Source organism: Kordiimonas lipolytica (genome assembly GCF_001550065.1).
The window spans coordinates 69,976-86,910 of sequence record NZ_LRUB01000013.1 but is presented as its reverse complement, the minus strand read 5'-3'; the positions used below and the strand labels follow the sequence as shown (position 1 = coordinate 86,910).

16 protein-coding genes, 1 tRNA gene and 1 pseudogene are annotated in these 16,935 nt (G+C 56.3%); 16 read left to right on the top strand and 2 right to left on the bottom strand.

Features of this window, described 5'->3' with window-relative positions; translation table 11 throughout:
* Positions 1–85 precede the first annotated feature (85 nt).
* The 6 genes and pseudogenes from tnpA to KORM41_RS07525 all read left to right on the top strand — a co-directional run bounded on the left by tnpA (position 86) and on the right by KORM41_RS07525 (position 6,630).
* Positions 86–490: an IS66-like element accessory protein TnpA gene (gene tnpA / locus KORM41_RS07555; protein ID WP_197421011.1), complete on the top strand. Its 405-nt coding sequence runs from the start codon at positions 86–88 to the stop codon at positions 488–490.
* Positions 487–834 (top strand): IS66 family insertion sequence element accessory protein TnpB, encoded by a 348-nt coding sequence (gene tnpB / locus KORM41_RS07550; protein WP_068146674.1) that lies wholly within the window; start codon positions 487–489, stop codon positions 832–834. The genes tnpA and tnpB overlap by 4 nt, the downstream gene beginning before the upstream one ends.
* Positions 835–918: 84 nt before the next feature.
* A pseudogene (tnpC, locus tag KORM41_RS07545) lies at positions 919–2,504 on the top strand (IS66 family transposase).
* On the top strand, positions 2,501–2,863 hold the full coding sequence (locus KORM41_RS07540) for a DUF3024 domain-containing protein (RefSeq protein ID WP_068146672.1): 363 nt from the start codon (positions 2,501–2,503) through the stop codon (positions 2,861–2,863). The pseudogene tnpC and the gene KORM41_RS07540 overlap by 4 nt, the downstream one beginning before the upstream one ends.
* A 311-nt stretch (positions 2,864–3,174) precedes the next feature.
* Entirely contained in the window at positions 3,175–4,110 is a 936-nt protein-coding gene (locus KORM41_RS07535) for a hypothetical protein (protein ID WP_068146960.1), read from the top strand.
* Between the two features lie 603 nt (positions 4,111–4,713).
* Positions 4,714–6,630: a hypothetical protein gene (locus KORM41_RS07525; RefSeq protein ID WP_231727201.1), complete on the top strand. Its 1,917-nt coding sequence runs from the start codon at positions 4,714–4,716 to the stop codon at positions 6,628–6,630.
* Between the two features lie 169 nt (positions 6,631–6,799).
* Here the strand turns inward: KORM41_RS07525 and KORM41_RS07520 are convergent.
* Positions 6,800–6,889, bottom strand: a tRNA-Ser gene (locus KORM41_RS07520).
* 233 nt (positions 6,890–7,122) lie between these two features.
* On the opposite strand from KORM41_RS07520, the gene KORM41_RS07515 reads away from it, so the two are divergent.
* The gene (locus tag KORM41_RS07515; protein ID WP_068146952.1) at positions 7,123–8,082 is read left to right on the top strand and encodes an NAD(P)H-dependent flavin oxidoreductase; all 960 of its coding nucleotides are present in this window, start codon (positions 7,123–7,125) and stop codon (positions 8,080–8,082) included.
* Positions 8,083–8,146: 64 nt separating this feature from the next.
* Here KORM41_RS07515 and KORM41_RS07510 read toward each other — a convergent pair whose 3' ends face one another.
* Positions 8,147–9,070 carry a carbon-nitrogen hydrolase family protein gene (locus KORM41_RS07510; protein ID WP_068146949.1) on the bottom strand — a complete coding sequence of 308 codons (924 nt, stop codon included), beginning with the start codon at positions 9,068–9,070 and terminating at the stop codon, positions 8,147–8,149.
* 290 nt (positions 9,071–9,360) lie between these two features.
* Between KORM41_RS07510 and rplU the strand changes: the two genes are divergently transcribed.
* The 9 genes from rplU (at position 9,361) to gpmI (ending at position 16,915) form a co-directional block, all read left to right on the top strand.
* Positions 9,361–9,723, top strand: coding sequence for a 50S ribosomal protein L21 (gene rplU / locus KORM41_RS07505; RefSeq protein ID WP_068146946.1), 363 nt, complete (start codon positions 9,361–9,363; stop codon positions 9,721–9,723).
* 31 nt (positions 9,724–9,754) lie between these two features.
* On the top strand, positions 9,755–10,006 hold the full coding sequence (rpmA, locus tag KORM41_RS07500) for a 50S ribosomal protein L27 (RefSeq protein WP_068146943.1): 252 nt from the start codon (positions 9,755–9,757) through the stop codon (positions 10,004–10,006).
* 168 nt (positions 10,007–10,174) lie between these two features.
* Complete coding sequence (gene obgE, locus KORM41_RS07495; RefSeq protein WP_068146940.1) at positions 10,175–11,242, top strand: GTPase ObgE; 1,068 nt, start codon at positions 10,175–10,177, stop codon at positions 11,240–11,242.
* Positions 11,243–11,260: 18 nt separating this feature from the next.
* Complete coding sequence (gene proB, locus KORM41_RS07490) at positions 11,261–12,388, top strand: glutamate 5-kinase (RefSeq protein WP_068146975.1); 1,128 nt, start codon at positions 11,261–11,263, stop codon at positions 12,386–12,388.
* A gap of 11 nt (positions 12,389–12,399) precedes the next feature.
* Positions 12,400–13,665 (top strand): glutamate-5-semialdehyde dehydrogenase, encoded by a 1,266-nt coding sequence (locus KORM41_RS07485; RefSeq protein ID WP_068146938.1) that lies wholly within the window; start codon positions 12,400–12,402, stop codon positions 13,663–13,665.
* Between the two features lie 5 nt (positions 13,666–13,670).
* Positions 13,671–14,303, top strand: coding sequence for a nicotinate-nucleotide adenylyltransferase (locus KORM41_RS07480; protein ID WP_197421026.1), 633 nt, complete (start codon positions 13,671–13,673; stop codon positions 14,301–14,303).
* Positions 14,304–14,316: 13 nt separating this feature from the next.
* A complete protein-coding gene (gene rsfS / locus KORM41_RS07475) occupies positions 14,317–14,712 on the top strand; it encodes a ribosome silencing factor (protein ID WP_068146935.1) in 396 nt (131 codons plus the stop codon).
* Positions 14,713–14,816: 104 nt separating this feature from the next.
* The gene (gene rlmH / locus KORM41_RS07470; RefSeq protein ID WP_068146930.1) at positions 14,817–15,278 is read left to right on the top strand and encodes a 23S rRNA (pseudouridine(1915)-N(3))-methyltransferase RlmH; all 462 of its coding nucleotides are present in this window, start codon (positions 14,817–14,819) and stop codon (positions 15,276–15,278) included.
* A 74-nt stretch (positions 15,279–15,352) separates the two neighbouring features.
* Entirely contained in the window at positions 15,353–16,915 is a 1,563-nt protein-coding gene (gpmI, locus tag KORM41_RS07465) for a 2,3-bisphosphoglycerate-independent phosphoglycerate mutase (RefSeq protein WP_068146928.1), read from the top strand.
* Positions 16,916–16,935 lie beyond the last annotated feature (20 nt).

The window sequence follows — 16,935 nt, the reverse complement described above, 5'->3', positions numbered from 1 at the left end:
GTAAGCGGTGATTTTCCCCCACGTTCCGTATGAGTTCATGATCTGCCACAAGGTGCAGGGAGTGATTTTGTCCATGGGAGGCCATATGGAGCTACAGCGTGAGAGTGATGTCGTTTCGCAGATTGTCATGACGCCGAAGGGTCAGCGGCGATGGCCTGATGAGGTGAAGGCGCGGATTGTAGCGGAGACGTTGAGGGCGGGCGCGACGGTAGATGGTGTTGCTCGGCGGTATGACCTTCGTCCCAACCATCTGTCGACCTGGCGACGCCTGGCGCGACAGGGCAAGCTGGTGCTGCCGGAGGATGACGAGGTCGGCTTCTTTGCTCCTGTCTGTGTGGAGGACGATGCGCCGTCCCGGTCGGGGTCTGCGCCCATCCTGGCTGGCACGGTCGATGTCATCTCGGGCGGTGTTACGGTACGGCTTGACGGTGCAACGCCAGCGGCGCGGATTGCCGAGATCGCCAAGGCGCTCGGAGCTCTTGGGGCATGATCTTCCCATCCAATCGGGTGCGTATCCTGGTAGCGACGAAGCCGGTGGACTTCCGCAAGGGCCACGACGGATTGGCGTCGCTGGTCCAGTCTGAGCTCAGGAAGGATCCTTTCACGGGCACGGTGTTTGTGTTCAGGGCGAAGCGGGCCGACCGGTTGAAGCTTCTCTATTGGGACGGCAGCGGTCTGGTGCTGGCCTACAAGCGGCTGGAAGAGCACAGCTTCACCTGGCCCGAGGTGCACGAGGGCATGATGACGCTGAGCCATGCCCAGTTTGAGGCTTTGTTCGCCGGTCTCGACTGGCGGCGGGTGACGCCGCTCCGGGCGAGGACACCGAAGGTCTGACAAAGTCTCTGGATAGCTGCGGCAGAGTGACTCAGGGAAACAATAATCCTGCCGCTCGGGCCGCTGTTTTGCTATGGTCTGATCATGTTCAAAGAGACCGACCTTCCCGATGATACCGAAGCCCTGAAGGCGATGATTATCGCCCAGGCAGCAGAGCTTGCCGCGAAGGAAGCTGTGATCATCCAGAAGGAAGGCGTGATCTCCGCCAAGGAGGATTGCATCACCCGGCTTGAGGCGCTGGTGAAGGCGTTCCGGGCAGCCATGTTCGGGCGGCGTTCCGAGAAGCTCGATCCGGATCAATATGACCTGGCGCTTGAGGATATCGAGGTTGGGATTGTCGCCATCGCCACCGAAGACAAGACCGCCGCCCAGGCTGTGGAGAAGGTTCGCCAGCCGAAGAGTGAGCGCGCCAGTCTGCCGCAGCACCTTCCACGTATTGATGAGGTCATCGAACCCGAGAGCACTCTCTGTGCCTGTGGCTGCCACATGCATGCGATTGGCGAGGATGTGTCGGAACGGCTGGATATCATCCCGGCCCAGTTCCGGGTGATCGTCACCCGCCGCCCCCGCTATGCTTGCCGGACGTGTGAGGATGGTATCGTCCAGGCGCCTGCGCCAGGCCGCCTGATCCCAGGGGGCTTACCGACGGAAGCCACAGTGGCCCAGGTTCTGATCTCCAAATACGCCGATCATCTCCCGCTCTATCGCCAGAGCCAGATTTATGCCCGGCAGGGCATCAAGCTCGACCGGTCGACACTCGCTGGCTGGGTCGGGCGGGCAGCGTTTGAGCTCAGGCCCGTGTATGACTGCCTGCTCAATCAGCTCAAGCGATCATCGAAACTCTTCATGGACGAGACGCCGGTGCCCGTCCTGGACCCCGGGCGGCGCAAGACCAAAACCGGCTATCTATGGGCGCTGGCGCGCGACGACCGGCCATGGAATGGCGAGGGTCCACCCGGGGTGGCCTTTCTTATGCACCGGGCAGAAGTGGCCAGCATGGTGAGGATATGCTCTCAGGCTTCAGGGGGACACTGCAAGTGGACGGGTATGCTGGCTATAACCGCCTTGCTAGACGGGCGGAGGCGCCGCTCAACCTCGCCTATTGCTGGGCTCATGCCCGCCGCAAGCTGATGGATGTGGCAAAGAACAATGTTGCCCCGATCGCTGAAGAGGGCCTGAAGCGCATCGCCGTCCTCTACCGAATTGAGGCCGACATCCGGGGCCAGAGTGCTGACGTGCGCCTCGCGGTCAGACAAGAGCGTGCCGCACCGCTGATGGACGCCTTCAAGATATGGCTTGACCAAAGCCAGGCGCGGGTGCTGGGCAAATCCCCGCTCGGACAGGCACTGGGCTATATCACCAAGCACTGGGACGGGCTGAGCCTGTATCTGACAGACGGGCGCGTTGAGATCGATAACAACACCGTCGAACGCACGATCCGGCCAATTGCCCTGAACCGGAAGAATGCCCTCTTCGCCGGTCATGATGTCGGCGCCCAGAACTGGGCTGTCATCGCGTCACTGATTGAGACCTGCAAACTTAATGCCGTCGATCCCCAGGCTTGGCTCACTCAGACATTCTCGGCTATCGTCACCGGCCACAGGCAGGCCGACATCGAAGGTCTGCTGCCCTGGAACAGGAAAGTTGCGACAACAGAGGGTGCCCCATGACATTGTCAGCCAATGAAAAGGCCACTATTACCGCGACATGCCAGACCTTTATCGACACCGTCCTAAAGCTGCGCTTCCTGCCGGTCGTCAATCAGACACCCTTCAATTACCCCGTCGATATCCAGGGGAAATGGCATGGCAGCAAGTATCGCTTCCTGCAACGCTACCGGTCGGGCTTTCCTGAGAACCTCGGTGAGGAGTTCGATGCACCCTTCGTTCGCATCGACTGGATCGGCCAAAACAGGTTCGATGTCCAATGGCATCGCCATACCGGCCAATGGTTCCCTGTCCACCAGGGCTTATCGCTCAAAGCCGCCCTCAAGGCCATTGAAACCAACGAGTTCCTCCACCCGGTGTGAACACAATAGCCCGATTGAGAGCAGCGTCACTGGCTCCCATATAGACGTGGGGGAAAATCACCGCTTACTAAAAATCTACAAAATCATCTAATTGTTTATTGGGAAAATGGCCAAGAAATGAACCCTTCCATCACGTCAAGGACAACCTTCAATTTGCACTACCCCTCGGCCCGAAGGTGAATCCGAAAAGAAGGTTTAACTTGCTCTAATTTCCTCTTGTCCGATTAGTTGAATAGAAACAACTTGTTGACGAATTGTTTCTTTGCAGCAATTGTTGGTAACGATGTCGAAATTGTGTGGGGCCCGTTACTTTGGCTGAAGAATATCAATACAGTTGGGACAGTGACGACTGGGAGAACTTTTGTCACCGATTGCTTCAGCTTCGCTATAAGCCAACAAATGTCGTGAAGGTTCCTCACCAAGATAGAGGCGACCTAGGGATAGAATTTTATTCCAATCACGAAGGCACCATTTATCAATGTTACGCCCCAGAACACCCAACAACCAAGGACGTACGTGTACACAAAATAAGAGCGAAAATCAATAAAGATATCAATAAGTTAAAAAAGTACGAGTCCTCGCTCACCACCTTGTTTAGTGGGTTGCCAATCAAACGCTGGGTACTTGTGGTTCCATTGATGGATTCAAAGCGCGTTACATTGGCGCTGCCAGGCTACTCAAATAAGGTTCGAGGATACGGACTGCCCTTTATTGATGCTAGTTTTCAGGTAATGGTCCACGATCAGAGCGACTTTGCTACTCAAATTACGCAACTTCGAAGAAAGGCCGGCCAATCCTATTCGATACAACCGCCCACGGTGTCGGATGATCATGTTTCGCCCTGGATTGATGAGAACGCGGTTTTGGCCCAGACGCTTCTTAAGAAACTGCAGCGCGGATTTCCAGACTTAGAAGAGACGACGCTCAACAAGAGATTCCAAAACCACATCAAGAGGCATCTAGAGGGTGAAAACCTAATGGACGATCTTAGAATACAGTTTCCTGACATGTATGAGGAGGCGTCTAAGGCAGTTCAAAGAGCACGATCAAAATTGGAAACTCTAGGGCCGGCGTCAACAAACCCAAGGTCAATCCTAGAAGAGCAAATTGACGCGATAAAGGATTACCTATCGTCTCAACAGACGCAATTGGCCGGCCACGATATTGACGTGATAGCGCTAGGCGCCGTCGTGTCGTGGTTGATGGAGTGCCCGTTAGATTTTCCGGAGATGTCGAATGCTACTTAGAGAGCTGCTCCCTGATGTTGACAGTTTTAGATTCAATGTGCGTCCAGTCCCAGTACCCGGTGATCTGCGGAGAAATTGGCGTATCTCTCTGGTAGTTCTCATCTTAGCTCATTCGCGTGGCGGAAAAGCAAGCCTCCCAAAGGTACATCTTGTTAGCGACGTGCTGCGAACGAAGCGTAACATGGATACTTTTGGAGCGGTCTTGAGCCAAGAGCTCAGTTTCAAAACCTGGAACCTGAGAGTCGAACCTGCTTTAGGTAGGGCCTTGGATTTTGCCGTAGGCCAAGGGCTGATCGTTCGGAATTTTGGCGGATCGGTACCGTCATATAGTTTGACAGAAGCAGGACGGAACCTGGCAGAAAGGTTGCTCGAAGATGAAAGTATATTTGAGACAGAAAAGGCATTTCTGGGAATTTGGAAGAGGACCATTACTGAAGGCCTGGTTCAGGACATCGTGAAAATGAGGGCAAGTTGATGTCACTTACATTACGTCATCTTCGACTTAGGGTCCTTACTCGGAACGGGAAATTCGGAACTGATCTACCGTTAGGTCCCGGACTAAACGTTTTGAGTGCCGGAAATACCAGCGGCAAGTCTACGTGCTTGCAGGCAATCGTCTATGTACTGGGGTTGGAGCGCATGTTGAGTCCCAGGAGAGAAGTACCTCTAGCATATGTCATGAGAGAAGAACTATTGCCAGGACCGGAAACAGTTGTTGCATCATACGTTATGCTAGAGATGCAGAATGCCGCTGGTGAAACTATTACAGTAATGCGCCACGTAGTGGGGGAGAAGGATAACAAGCTTATCCAAGTATGGATGGGCCCCAAATTATCTGGCCCAGGCAACCGCCTTCCCAGAAAAGACTTTTTCACTTTTGACCCGGGAGCGGCTCAAAGGGAGGCCGGATTTCATCGGTTTCTTACCGAATTTCTCAACCTTGAACTGCCCTATGTTCAAACCTATGAGGGGAAGGAAGTACTCTTATACCTTGAAACGCTCTTCCCATTTTACTTCGTAGAACAAAAAAGAGGATGGTCCGCGACCCTAGGACCATTTCCTACTCATTTGCGTGTTCAAGACATGGCTCTCCGCGCTTTTGAATTTGTCCTGAATTTAGATGCTCAGAAATGGAGGCTAAAGCGTCAGGTCCTTGAAGACAGACTGGAAGGTGTCAGTCGGCAGTGGAAACATACGCGTGGCGAAATGGCAGCAATTGCTCGCCGCGATATTGTGAAACTAGAGGGGCTTCCAGTAGAGCCTTCTGCTGAATTTTTGTTGGAAGACGATTTTGACATCTTGGTTCCTCGGATGGGCGAATGGATTGCAATAGACTCGTACCAGCTGCACCTGATGGACCTACTAGAAGACCTAAATGCACAGGATGCGCCAACTGTCGGCGAAGAGAAGTCTGCACTAGAAGGTCGTCTAGAAGAGCTCACCAATAAGCTTGATGAGATTGCAGTGGATGCAGTGGAGTTGCACGGGCGTTTTAGTAGGGAGAAGGCAGAACACACCAGCATTGAAAGGCGTCTGTCAGCGATCAACGACGATCTTCGCAAGAACAGGGATGCTTTGAAACTAAAGAATTTCGGTTCTTTGATTGGGCAAGAAGGTGATCAAGGGCAGGTATGCCCAACCTGTCACCAAGGCATAGAGTTTGAGCTGTTGCCGGAACAGTCTTCAAAGGCAATGGCATTGGAAGAGAACATCAATTTCTTGGACTCTCAGAGGTCTATGTATCAATCAATGTTGGAAAGTAGTGGGCAAAAATTTGAAGCATATCAGCTTCAATTATCTGCTTGTCACGAAGATCAAGAGCGTCTGAGGTCTGAGCTAAGGTCAATTCGGTCAACACTGATAAGCTCAAGTCAAGGACTATCCGCTAGCCATATCCGAAAAATTGTTACTACCGAACAAGAGTTAGCCAAGTTGGCTTCATTGGAAAGCACGCTCTATGAGTTATTGGAGGTGCTACATGATTCTGCCAAAGAGTACGTTGATGTCATGGGCCAGCTCAAAGAAATCCCTTCTGCACAATTTAGTAAGGCAGACTTGACCAAACTGGCTGGTTTTGAAGAGTCATTAAGGCAGAAGCTTGATCGGTTTGGTTTTCGCTCATACCCGCCTCACAAGGTAAAGATATCTAGGGATACATTCCGACCGATCGTTGAAGTAGATACTGCATCTGGCATGGTCGAAGCGGAACTTAATTTCGAAATGTCTGCTAGTGATGGCATTCGCCTCAAGTGGGCCTTCCTGTTATCGCTTTTTGAATTTTCAGGTACAAAGTCCGCCAACCATATTGGATTGTTGATCCTAGATGAACCGGGGCAACAAGAGGTCGAGGACCTTAGTTTGCGAGCGTTACTTGAGGATGCTCAATTGGTAACGAAACAGGCTGGTGGACAGATCATTATCGGGACCAGTGAAACTCCAGAGCAATTGGAGATTTCTAGCGATGATCCAAGCATTAACACGATCCATTTTGAAGACTACATAATCACAAAAGTTAACTGAGCACTATAAGCTGGTCGCCCGCATAACCAGGCAATGGCTACTTCGACACCATCCACCTAAATTATCAAACAAACGTCAAACGGCATTGAAAAGTTGGCAAAAAAAGAATGGGTATATTTATGGGTAAGACCAAATAAACTCCATCAAAACATTGATTTCATTGGATAAATGGCGGAGAGTGAGGGATTCGAACCCTCGGTACGCTTGCGCGCACAACGGTTTTCGAGACCGCCCCGTTCGACCGCTCCGGCAACTCTCCGCATTGGGGCATGGCCACCCACCTTGGGGTGACGGCGGCGCACCCTACCCCAACGCCCCTGCCCGATCAAGGGGAAATCCAGGCGAAATTTGTAGCCGCGCATGAACAGCAATTATTTACTGGACTAATTGGTCCAGTATCCTATTTTCTTGGCTATGGAATTTGACGGGCGCGGCGATGAGCCTACCCTCACATTAACTTATCAGTTCAATCGGCAAGCAGGACGACATTTCATGGCGCTACCGACACAGCTTTCTAACCTTCGGATTCCGGTGATCGGGTCCCCGCTTTTCATCATCTCGAACCCGGACCTGGTGATCGCCCAGTGTAAGGCGGGCATCGTTGGCTCCTTCCCGGCACTCAATGCCCGGCCAGAGCCCGTGCTTGAGGAATGGCTCCAGCGCATCACAAATGAGCTGGACGCCCATAACCAGGCAAACCCGGACAAGCCGGCAGCCCCGTTTGCGGTGAACCAGATTGTGCACAAGTCCAACAACCGGCTGATGCATGACGTGGAAATGTGCGTGAAATACAAGGTGCCGGTGGTGATCACCTCCCTTGGCGCCCGCCCGGAAGTGAATGAAGCGATTCATTCTTATGGCGGTATCGTGCTGCATGACGTGATCAACAACCGCTTCGCCAAGAAGGCCATTGAAAAGGGCGCTGACGGCCTGATCGCGGTGGCGGCGGGTGCGGGCGGCCACGCGGGCACGCTTTCGCCCTTTGCGCTGATCCAGGAAATTCGCGAATGGTTCGATGGCCCGCTGGCGCTTTCAGGCTCCATCGCCCACGGCGGCGCGGTGCTGGCGGCCCAGGCCATGGGCGCAGACCTTGGCTATATCGGCTCGGCCTTCATCGCGACAGAGGAAGCCAACGCTGACGAGCGCTACAAGCAGGCCATCGTGGACTATGGCGCGGACGACATCGTTTATTCGAACCTTTTCACCGGCGTACACGGCAACTATCTGGCGCCATCGATTGAGGCCGCGGGCCTTGACCCGAAGAACCTGCCGGAAAGCGACCCGTCGAAGATGAGCTTCGGTTCAGGCGGCTCTGAAAAATCCAAAGCATGGAGAGACATCTGGGGCTGCGGCCAGGGCATTGGTGCGGTCAAGGAGATTGTTCCGGCTGCCAAGATGGTTGACCGGCTGGCGGATGAATATGCCGCAGCCAAAGCGCGGGTGTGCGGCTAGGCCTTTCCCACAGCCAAGCAAAAGTTGAGGCAGGAAAACAGGCAGTTTTCCTGCTTCTTTATTTTCAGGGCTTCACGATCTTCTGCGGATTCTCGTTGACCGAAAGCGAGAAAATATCCGGCCGGGCATAGTGTCCCACCACATCCAGATCATACTTGCCGCGGGTGATATCCGCCTTGTCCAGCTCGGCAGTCTGGATACACTCACGCCCGAAAACGGGGGCAGCCAACACCTCCCCCATCGGCGAGATGATGCAACTGCCGCCCCGAATAAGCACCGTATCGGGCGCGTCGCCCTGAATGGGGTGATAGTCTGCGGGGCCATCGCCGCGCTCCATATACTGGCAGGCGGAAAGTACGAAACAGCGGCCTTCAAGCGCAATCGTCTGCATTGTCGGCAACCAGACATCCCGATCGTCCACCGTGGGCGCACAGTAAAATTCCACACCCTTGCCGTACATGGCAAGTCGAAGTTGCGGCATATAGTTTTCCCAGCAGATGGCGCCACCAAGGACCCCAATATCAGTCGCAGGTGCCGCTAGCGTCGAGCCGTCGCCGAAGCCCCACACCACCCGCTCAAGCGCCGTTGGCATCAGCTTTCGGTGTTTGCCCAAAAAATTGCCGGTTGCGCTGAAATAAAGCGAAGAGCAGTAAAGGGTGCCACCGTCGCGTTCCACCACCCCCAGAACCACATGGATTCCCACATCCGCAACCACCTCGCTGATCGTGTCAACATCCGGGCCCGGCACGGTGATGGCCTGCTCGGCATAGCGGCGGAACATGTCCCGCCCCTCGGCTGATCGCGACCCCAGCCGCACACCAAAATCCAGCCCCTTGGGGTAGCCCCCGACAAAAGCTTCAGGGAACACCGCAAGCGCTGCTCCGCGCTTTGCGGCGTCCCCGATCAGGTCACGCAATTTTTCGAACGTCCGCGCCTTATCAAAGAGGGGTGTCCCCGCTTGCACTACTGCACCAATAACCGTATCCATATTCTAGGGCTCCCTATCTGGCTTTGCTGTTTTTTCTACAGCAGCTCATCTCCCCTTTCCTAATCACCATCAAGTGACAAGATGATCACCACAACGGACCGTGACCCTGATAAATGATTGACTCTTAGGGCCATATCCGTATATTGCGCGCGAGTTGGCGGCAGGAGCCTGATTCCTTCCGCCGCTTTTGCTTTTGAAAAAAGCCAGCGGAAACCGCCCAAAGTATGAGGCGCTTCAAAGGGTTAGGCCCATCCGGTTTGCTGCGGCGCGAAGATAGAGAAGGAACAGATATGTTCGCAGTCGTAAAGACAGGCGGTAAACAGTACCGCGTAGCCGAAGGCGACGTGATCAAAGTTGAAAAACTTGATGGCGAAGCTGGCAAATCAATCACCCTCGACGAAGTTCTGATGGTTGGCGATGCCAAGGGCATCAAAGTTGGCGAGCCACTCGTTAAAGGCGCCAAAGTAACCGCCGAGGTACTTGAGCAAAAGAAAGACAAGAAAATCACGGTCTTCAAAAAGAAGCGCCGTCACAACTATCGCCGTAAGGTTGGTCACCGTCAGGAGATCACTGTACTGCGCGTGACGAAGATCGCAGGCGCCGCTGCAAAGAAAGCAGCAGCGAAGAAGACTGAAGAAGCAGCGGCTGAGTAAGCGGCCTCGTTAAAGAAAAAGGAGTACTCTAATGGCTCATAAAAAAGCTGGTGGTAGTTCCCGTAACGGTCGTGACTCTGAAGGTCGCCGTTTGGGCGTAAAAAAATTCGGTGGTGAAAACGTGATCCCCGGCAACATCCTCGTTCGTCAGCGCGGCACCAAATGGTACCCGGGCGAGAACGTAGGCATGGGTAAAGATCACACCCTGTTCGCTCTGACCGAAGGCCAAGTTAAATTCTCCAAAGGCAAAGGCGGTCGCGCGTTTGTTTCTGTAGAAGGCTAAGGCCCAGCAAATTTGCTGAAAACTTCTGGAAAAGGCGGGCCAGCGGTCCGCCTTTTCTCGTGTTATCCGTCTTGGCAATGCCAAGATATCCCAAGGCGCAAAAAATAATTGCCCAAACCCCGGGGCGTGCGGCTTCCGCCAACGCCCCCAATCTGATAAAAGCGGCCCATGAAATTCGTTGACCAGACCAGAATATTTGTTCAAAGCGGCGCAGGCGGGAACGGCTGTGTTTCCTTCCGTCGTGAGAAATATATCGAATTCGGCGGCCCCAACGGCGGGGACGGCGGCAAGGGCGGCGATGTGGTCGTTGAAGCGGTCGCGGGCTTGAACACGCTCGTCGATTACCGCTACAAGCGGCACTATAAGGCGCAAAAAGGCCAGCACGGCATGGGCAAGAACATGACCGGCGCATCAGGCCAGGACCTTGTGCTGCAGGTGCCGATCGGCACCCAGATTTACGACGAAGACATGGAATTCCAGATCGCTGACCTCGCGAAGGTTGGCGACCGCGTGGTGCTGGCCAAGGGCGGCGAAGGCGGGCTTGGCAACACTCACTTCAAATCCTCCACCAACCGCGCGCCCCGGCGCACCACACCGGGCGGCCCGTCCGAGGAAATGTATGTGGTGCTTCGCTTGAAGCTGATCGCGGACGCAGGGCTTGTGGGCCTGCCGAACGCCGGCAAATCCACTTTCCTGTCTGCCGTTTCGCGCGCCAAGCCGAAGATCGCGGATTATCCCTTCACCACCATCAGCCCGCAGCTGGGCGTCGTGGGCGTGGGCGAAAACGAATTTGTGCTGGCGGACATCCCGGGCCTGATTGAAGGTGCGCACGAAGGCCACGGCCTTGGCACCCGTTTCCTGGGGCACGTGGAGCGCTGCGGCGTGCTGCTGCATCTGGTGGACGGCACGCAGGAAGACGTGGTCGCGGCCTATGAGACCATCATGGAAGAGCTGACCGAATATGGCGGCGGCCTTCGGGACAAGCCCATGATTGTCGGCCTCAACAAATGCGACGCTATCCCTGAGGACGAGCTGGAAGACAAGCGCGTTGCCCTGCAGGACGCGGCGGCGCGGCCTGTAATGGTGCTTTCGGGTGCCACGCACGCGGGCGTGCACGAAGTGCTTTCCGCCCTTTGGGACGTGGTCAAGGAAGACATTGCCAACCGCAATGTTGAAGAAGAAGGCTCCGATGAGGACGACAGCTCATCAACCGGTGGCAGCTGGTCCCCCATCTAAGCGAATGGAATGTTCCCCATGGAGAGTGCCTTATCAGGGTTGAAGTCAGCACGCCGTCTTGTGATCAAGATCGGCTCCGCGCTGCTTGTTGATAAGGACACCCGTGGGCTCAGAAAAATCTGGCTGGCTGCGCTCATATCAGATGTTGCGGCCCTCAGGGCACAAGGGGTCCAGGTGATATTGGTGTCCTCTGGCGCAATCGCCATGGGCATGGCTCCGCTTGGTTTCACCAGCCGCCCGCAGCGTCTTGAAGAGGCCCAGGCTGCGGCAAGTGTGGGGCAAATTCGCCTGGCGCAGGCCTATCAATCGCTTTTCGAGCAGCACGACATGGTGATCGGCCAGATCCTCTTGACCATCCATGAACTGGAGGAGCGCCCCTCTTACCTCAATGCCCGCAACACGGTTGAGGCACTGCTGGAGCGCGGCGTGATCCCGGTGATCAACGAAAACGACACGGTGGCCACATCCGAGATCCGCTTTGGCGACAATGACCGGCTGGCGGCGCGCGTGGCGCAGATGGCGGGCGCGGACACACTGGTGCTGCTTAGCGACATCGACGGCCTTTATGACAGCGACCCGACAGTAAACCCGAACGCCAAATTCTTTGACCGGGTTGAGGCGATCACGCCCGACGTTGAGGCCATGGCGGGGCCGCCATCCAAGGTCACCCCCGGCACGGGCGGTATGATCACCAAGCTGATGGCCGCCAAGATCGCGCTGGCTGGCGGCTGTTCCATGATCATCATGAACGGCAAGGATGCGCACCCGATCAAGCGGCTCATGGGCGGCGAACGCGCCACCCTGTTCCCGGCCACGACAGACGCGCTGACAGTCAGGAAACAATGGATCAGAAGCCTGATGGCACCGAAGGGCTATCTGCATATCGACGCGGGCGCAGTCGCCGCGCTCAAGAAAGGTGCAAGCCTTCTGGCTGCCGGTGTCACGGAAGTGGACGGCGGGTTTGACCGCGGGGACCTGGTCGCGCTGATGGGCCCGGACGGGCATTTGGTGGGCCAAGGCCTCGTGTCCTACGACCATATCGACGCCACCAAGATCCAGGGCCGGAAGATGCAGGATGTCTATGATATTCTGGGCTATGTTGGCCGGTCGGCGCTGGTGCACCGCGACGACCTTGTATTACTTTAACGGAGGAAGAGATGGACGATATTCAGAATATTTCCACGATGATGCAGGAGATGGGCAAGCGCGCGAAAGCTGCTGCGGCTGAACTCGCGCTCGCCTCCACCGACGCCAAGAACAAGGCGCTTCTGAAAGCTGCAGACGCGCTCAAGAAAAACGTGCCTGCCATTCTGGAAGCAAATGAAAAAGACCTGGAGTACGGCCGCGAGAAGGGCCTCAGTGACGCCATGATGGACCGGTTGGCGCTTGACCGCAGCCGCATCATCGCTATCGCCAAGGGCCTGGAGGCCATTGCCAAACTCGATGACCCGGTGGGCGACACCATGGCCGAATGGGACCGCCCCAACGGGCTGAAGATCGCACGCGTGCGCGTGCCGCTCGGCGTCATTGGAGTGATCTATGAAAGCCGCCCGAACGTGACAGCAGACGCAGGCGCCCTGTGCCTGAAGGCTGGCAACGCCGTGATCCTGCGAGGCGGCAGCGACAGCCTGAATTCTTCGGGTGCAATCCACGCCTGTCTCAAGGAAGGGCTTGAGGCCGCAGGCCTGCCCACAGACGCCATCCAGCTGGTGACCACCCGCGAACGCGCGGCGGTGGGCGAAATGCTGACCATGACAGGCCTGATTGATATCATCGTGCCCAGGGGCGGCCGCTCGCTGGTGGAACGCGTGCAGAACGAAAGCCGCGTGCCCGTGTTCGCGCACCTTGAAGGCATCTGCCATGTCTATGTGGACAAGGCGGCAGACCCCCAGAAGGCGCTGGATGTTGTGGTGAACGCCAAGATGCGCCGCACCGGCATTTGCGGTGCCGCCGAAACCCTTCTGGTAGACAAAGACGCCGAAGCCATAGCCATCTTCGTGATTGGCGCCTTACTCGATGCAGGCTGCGAAGTGCGCGGCGACGAGCGAATGATGATGCTGGATGACCGGGTGAAACCGGCAACAGACGCTGACTGGAAAACCGAATATCTGGATGCCGTCATTTCCGCCCGGTTCGTGGATGGGGTGGAAGGCGCGATTGCCCATATCGCGGAAAACTCTTCCGGCCACACGGAAAGCATCATCACCGAAGATGAAGCCACGGCTGAGAAGTTCCTGCGCGAAGTGGACAGCGCCATCGTGATGCACAATGCTTCCACCCAGTTCGCCGATGGCGGCGAGTTTGGCATGGGCGCTGAAATCGGCATCGCAACAGGCCGCATTCATGCCCGTGGCCCGGTGGGGCTTGAGCAGCTGACCAGCTTCAAGTATCAGGTTCGCGGCAGCGGACAGACAAGGCCATAAAAGGCTTGTTACGGAACCGTAACATAATTTTGCCTGAGGCCGCCAAGTGGCGCGGGCGTACCGTGGCGCTTTATGGCGGCAGCTTCAACCCGGCGCACAAGGGGCACCGCCGCGTGGCGCGCGAATGTCTGAAGCGCCTGGGCGTTGATGCAGTGTGGTTTCTGGTAAGCCCCGGCAATCCGCTGAAGGACGCGAACCATATGGCCGAGTTTGACCGCCGCTTTGACAGCATCAAGGCGCTGGTGGGTGACCATCCGCGCATGCTGGTGAGCGATATCGAGGTGCGGCTGGGCACGCGCTTTAGTGCAGATACCATTGCCGCGCTCCAGAAACTGATGCCCCACACCCGCTTTATCTGGGTGATGGGCGCAGACAATCTGGCCACCTTCGACAGGTGGGCGAACTGGCAGGAAATTGCCCGTTCGCTGCCCATTGCGGTTTTTGACCGTCCGGGGTATTCTATAGCCGGACAAAACGCCAAGTTCGCCCATGTGTTTGGGCGCTTCCGGGTAAGCCCGGAAAAGCTTGGCAAGTCCAGATCACCGGCCTGGGCCTTCTTGACGATACCGCGTCATCCGGCTTCGGCTACAAAGCTTCGTCAGCAGATGGGTGAGACCTGGCTGGCGGGCACAAAGTAGAAAGGAAACGTACTTGCAAGCTTCATCGGAGACGCTCAGCGTCACTGATCCTATCCCGGTTGTGAAAACCGAGGATCTCCTCAAATCGGTCATATCCAGCCTTGACGACAACAAGGCGGAAGACATTGTTTCCATCAATTTGGCAGGCAAAACCAGCATTGCGGACCATATGGTCATCGCAAGCGGTCGTTCACAGCGTCAAGTTTCGGCACTGGCTGAATATGTCATCAAGGGCCTCAAGGCACTGGGTCACAAAGACATGGTTGTCCAAGGTCAGGAACAAGCAGACTGGGTGTTGATCGACGCCGGTGACGTGATCGTTCACATTTTCCGTCCAGAAGTTCGCAGCTTCTACAATCTGGACAAAATGTGGGGCACCGAAATTGAGGAAGGCGACACGGTTAACTGAACCGGGTCAGCTGTGACCAGACTTGGGTGATCAGTCAGGCGCCGGATGTATTGGCGCCCAGGGCTTGAGGGTAACAGGGCCGGGATGGCCCTGAAGAGGCGATTTTGCTGATTTCAATCATTGCAGTTGGCCGTATGCAGCGCGGACCAGAGATGGACCTTGTGACCCAATATCTGGGGCGCTTGCCGTGGAAGGCCGACATCACGGAAATCGACATCAAGAAGCAGGCGGCAAATGCGGCTGAGCGCAAGGCGCGTGAAGCCGAGCGCATCCTGGCGGCTGTGCCCATTGGCGCCGCGCTGGTGGCCCTTGATGAACACGGCAAGGCGCTGAAGTCCCGCCAGTTCGCGGGCAAGATTGACGAATGGCAGGCCACCGGCATCAGCCATGTGGCTTTTGTGATTGGCGGGGCCGACGGCTTGGACCGCAGCGTGCTTCAGAAAGCCGACCTGAAGCTGGCGTTCGGCACGCTTACATGGCCCCATATGATGGTGCGCGCCATGCTGGCCGAACAAATTTACCGCGCATGGTCAATTAATGCTGGGCATCCTTACCATCGCGACTAAAATGCCCAAATACTGACGCAAAATAAGGCCAAAACTGATTTCAAACATAGCACGCATGTGGAAAGAGTAAGTTCATGAGCACGACACCAAAACCCGTAGTCCTTTGTATCCTGGACGGCTGGGGCTATCGCGATCAAACGGCCGACAATGCCATCAAACTGGCAAATACCCCGAATTATGACCGGCTGTGGACCAGCGTGCCGCGCGCGTGGCTTGCGACAAGCGGCCTTGCCGTGGGCCTGCCGGACGGGCAGATGGGCAACAGTGAAGTTGGCCACATGAACCTGGGCGGCGGCCGCGTTGTTCTGCAGGACCTGCCCCGCATCGATGAAGCAGTCGCAACAGGCGATCTTGCAAAGAATGCGGAACTGGTGACCTTCGTTGAGAAGATGAAAGCGTCCGGCGGCACGGCGCACCTGATGGGCCTGATGTCCCCCGGCGGCGTGCACAGCCACCAGGACCATATCGCGGCGCTGGCGAATATCATCTCAGACGCTGGCGTGCCTGTGCGCATCCATGCCTTCATGGACGGCCGTGACACGCCGCCCCGTTCCGCGCTTGAGTTCCTCGACAAGTTCGAAGCAGATATCAAAGATGCTGCGGACACCAAGATCGCCACGGTCACGGGCCGCTACTGGGCCATGGACCGCGACAAGCGCTGGGACCGGGTGAAAAAGGCCTATGACGCACTGGTTTCGGGCGAAGGCCAACAGAAGGCAGATAGCGCCAAGGCCGCCATTGAAGCCGCATACGCCCGCGACGAGAACGATGAGTTCGTCGCCGCCACCACCATTGACGACTATAAAGGCATGAAAGACGGTGACGGCTTCATCATGGCCAACTTCCGCGCAGACCGCGCGCGTGAGATTCTGACCGCCATGGTCGACCCGGCATTTGACGGGTTCGAGCGCGGCACGCTGCCGAAGTTCGCAGCCGTCGCTGGCATGGTGGAATTCTCAGCCGCGCTGAATGAATTCCTGCCCGTGCTGTTCCCGGCGGAAGAGATCAACAATTCGCTCGGCCAGGTGCTGGCGGACAATCATATCAACCAGCTCCGCATCGCGGAGACCGAAAAATACGCCCACGTGACCTTCTTCTTCAACGGCGGGTCCGAAGGCGTGTTTGAAGGCGAGGACCGCATTCTGGTGCCATCGCCAGACGTCGCGACCTACGACCTGAAGCCGGAGATGAGCGCGCCTGAGGTGACAGACAAGCTCGTTGAAGCGATCAAGTCCGGCAAATATGGCGCGATCGTTGTCAATTACGCCAACCCCGATATGGTTGGACACACCGGCGTGCTCTCGGCCGCCATCAAGGCGGTTGAAACCATCGACGGCTGCATCGGCCGGCTTGAAGAAGCCATCCTTGAGGTCGGTGGCGCCATGCTTGTGACCGCAGACCACGGTAATGTTGAGATGATGAAGGACGAAAGCACCGGCCAGGCCCACACGGCGCACACCAGCTTTGATGTGCCTGTACTGCTGATTGGCAGCGACAAGGGCATGAAGAACGGTCGCCTGGCGGACGTGGCACCCACCATGTTGGCGCTGCTGGGCATAGACCAACCCGCTGAGATGACAGGCCATAACCTGCTGACCGCTGGGGCGGCCACGCAAGAGGACCGGGCCACTGCGTAAAGCAGGAGCATATAGCCTGT

What these genes read in the sequence shown, in the direction of transcription:
- rplU (WP_068146946.1), top strand. Translation starts at nt 9,361, where the DNA reads ATGTTCGCAGTCGTAAAGACAGGCGGTAAACAGTACCGCGTAGCCGAA.
- rpmA (WP_068146943.1), top strand. Translation starts at nt 9,755, where the DNA reads ATGGCTCATAAAAAAGCTGGTGGTAGTTCCCGTAACGGTCGTGACTCT.
- tnpA (WP_197421011.1), top strand. Translation starts at nt 86, where the DNA reads ATGGAGCTACAGCGTGAGAGTGATGTCGTTTCGCAGATTGTCATGACG.
- KORM41_RS07515 (WP_068146952.1), top strand. Translation starts at nt 7,123, where the DNA reads ATGGCGCTACCGACACAGCTTTCTAACCTTCGGATTCCGGTGATCGGG.
- tnpB (WP_068146674.1), top strand. Translation starts at nt 487, where the DNA reads ATGATCTTCCCATCCAATCGGGTGCGTATCCTGGTAGCGACGAAGCCG.
- gpmI (WP_068146928.1), top strand. Translation starts at nt 15,353, where the DNA reads ATGAGCACGACACCAAAACCCGTAGTCCTTTGTATCCTGGACGGCTGG.
- KORM41_RS07540 (WP_068146672.1), top strand. Translation starts at nt 2,501, where the DNA reads ATGACATTGTCAGCCAATGAAAAGGCCACTATTACCGCGACATGCCAG.
- obgE (WP_068146940.1), top strand. Translation starts at nt 10,175, where the DNA reads ATGAAATTCGTTGACCAGACCAGAATATTTGTTCAAAGCGGCGCAGGC.
- proB (WP_068146975.1), top strand. Translation starts at nt 11,261, where the DNA reads ATGGAGAGTGCCTTATCAGGGTTGAAGTCAGCACGCCGTCTTGTGATC.
- KORM41_RS07485 (WP_068146938.1), top strand. Translation starts at nt 12,400, where the DNA reads ATGGACGATATTCAGAATATTTCCACGATGATGCAGGAGATGGGCAAG.
- KORM41_RS07510 (WP_068146949.1), bottom strand. Translation starts at nt 9,070, where the DNA reads ATGGATACGGTTATTGGTGCAGTAGTGCAAGCGGGGACACCCCTCTTT.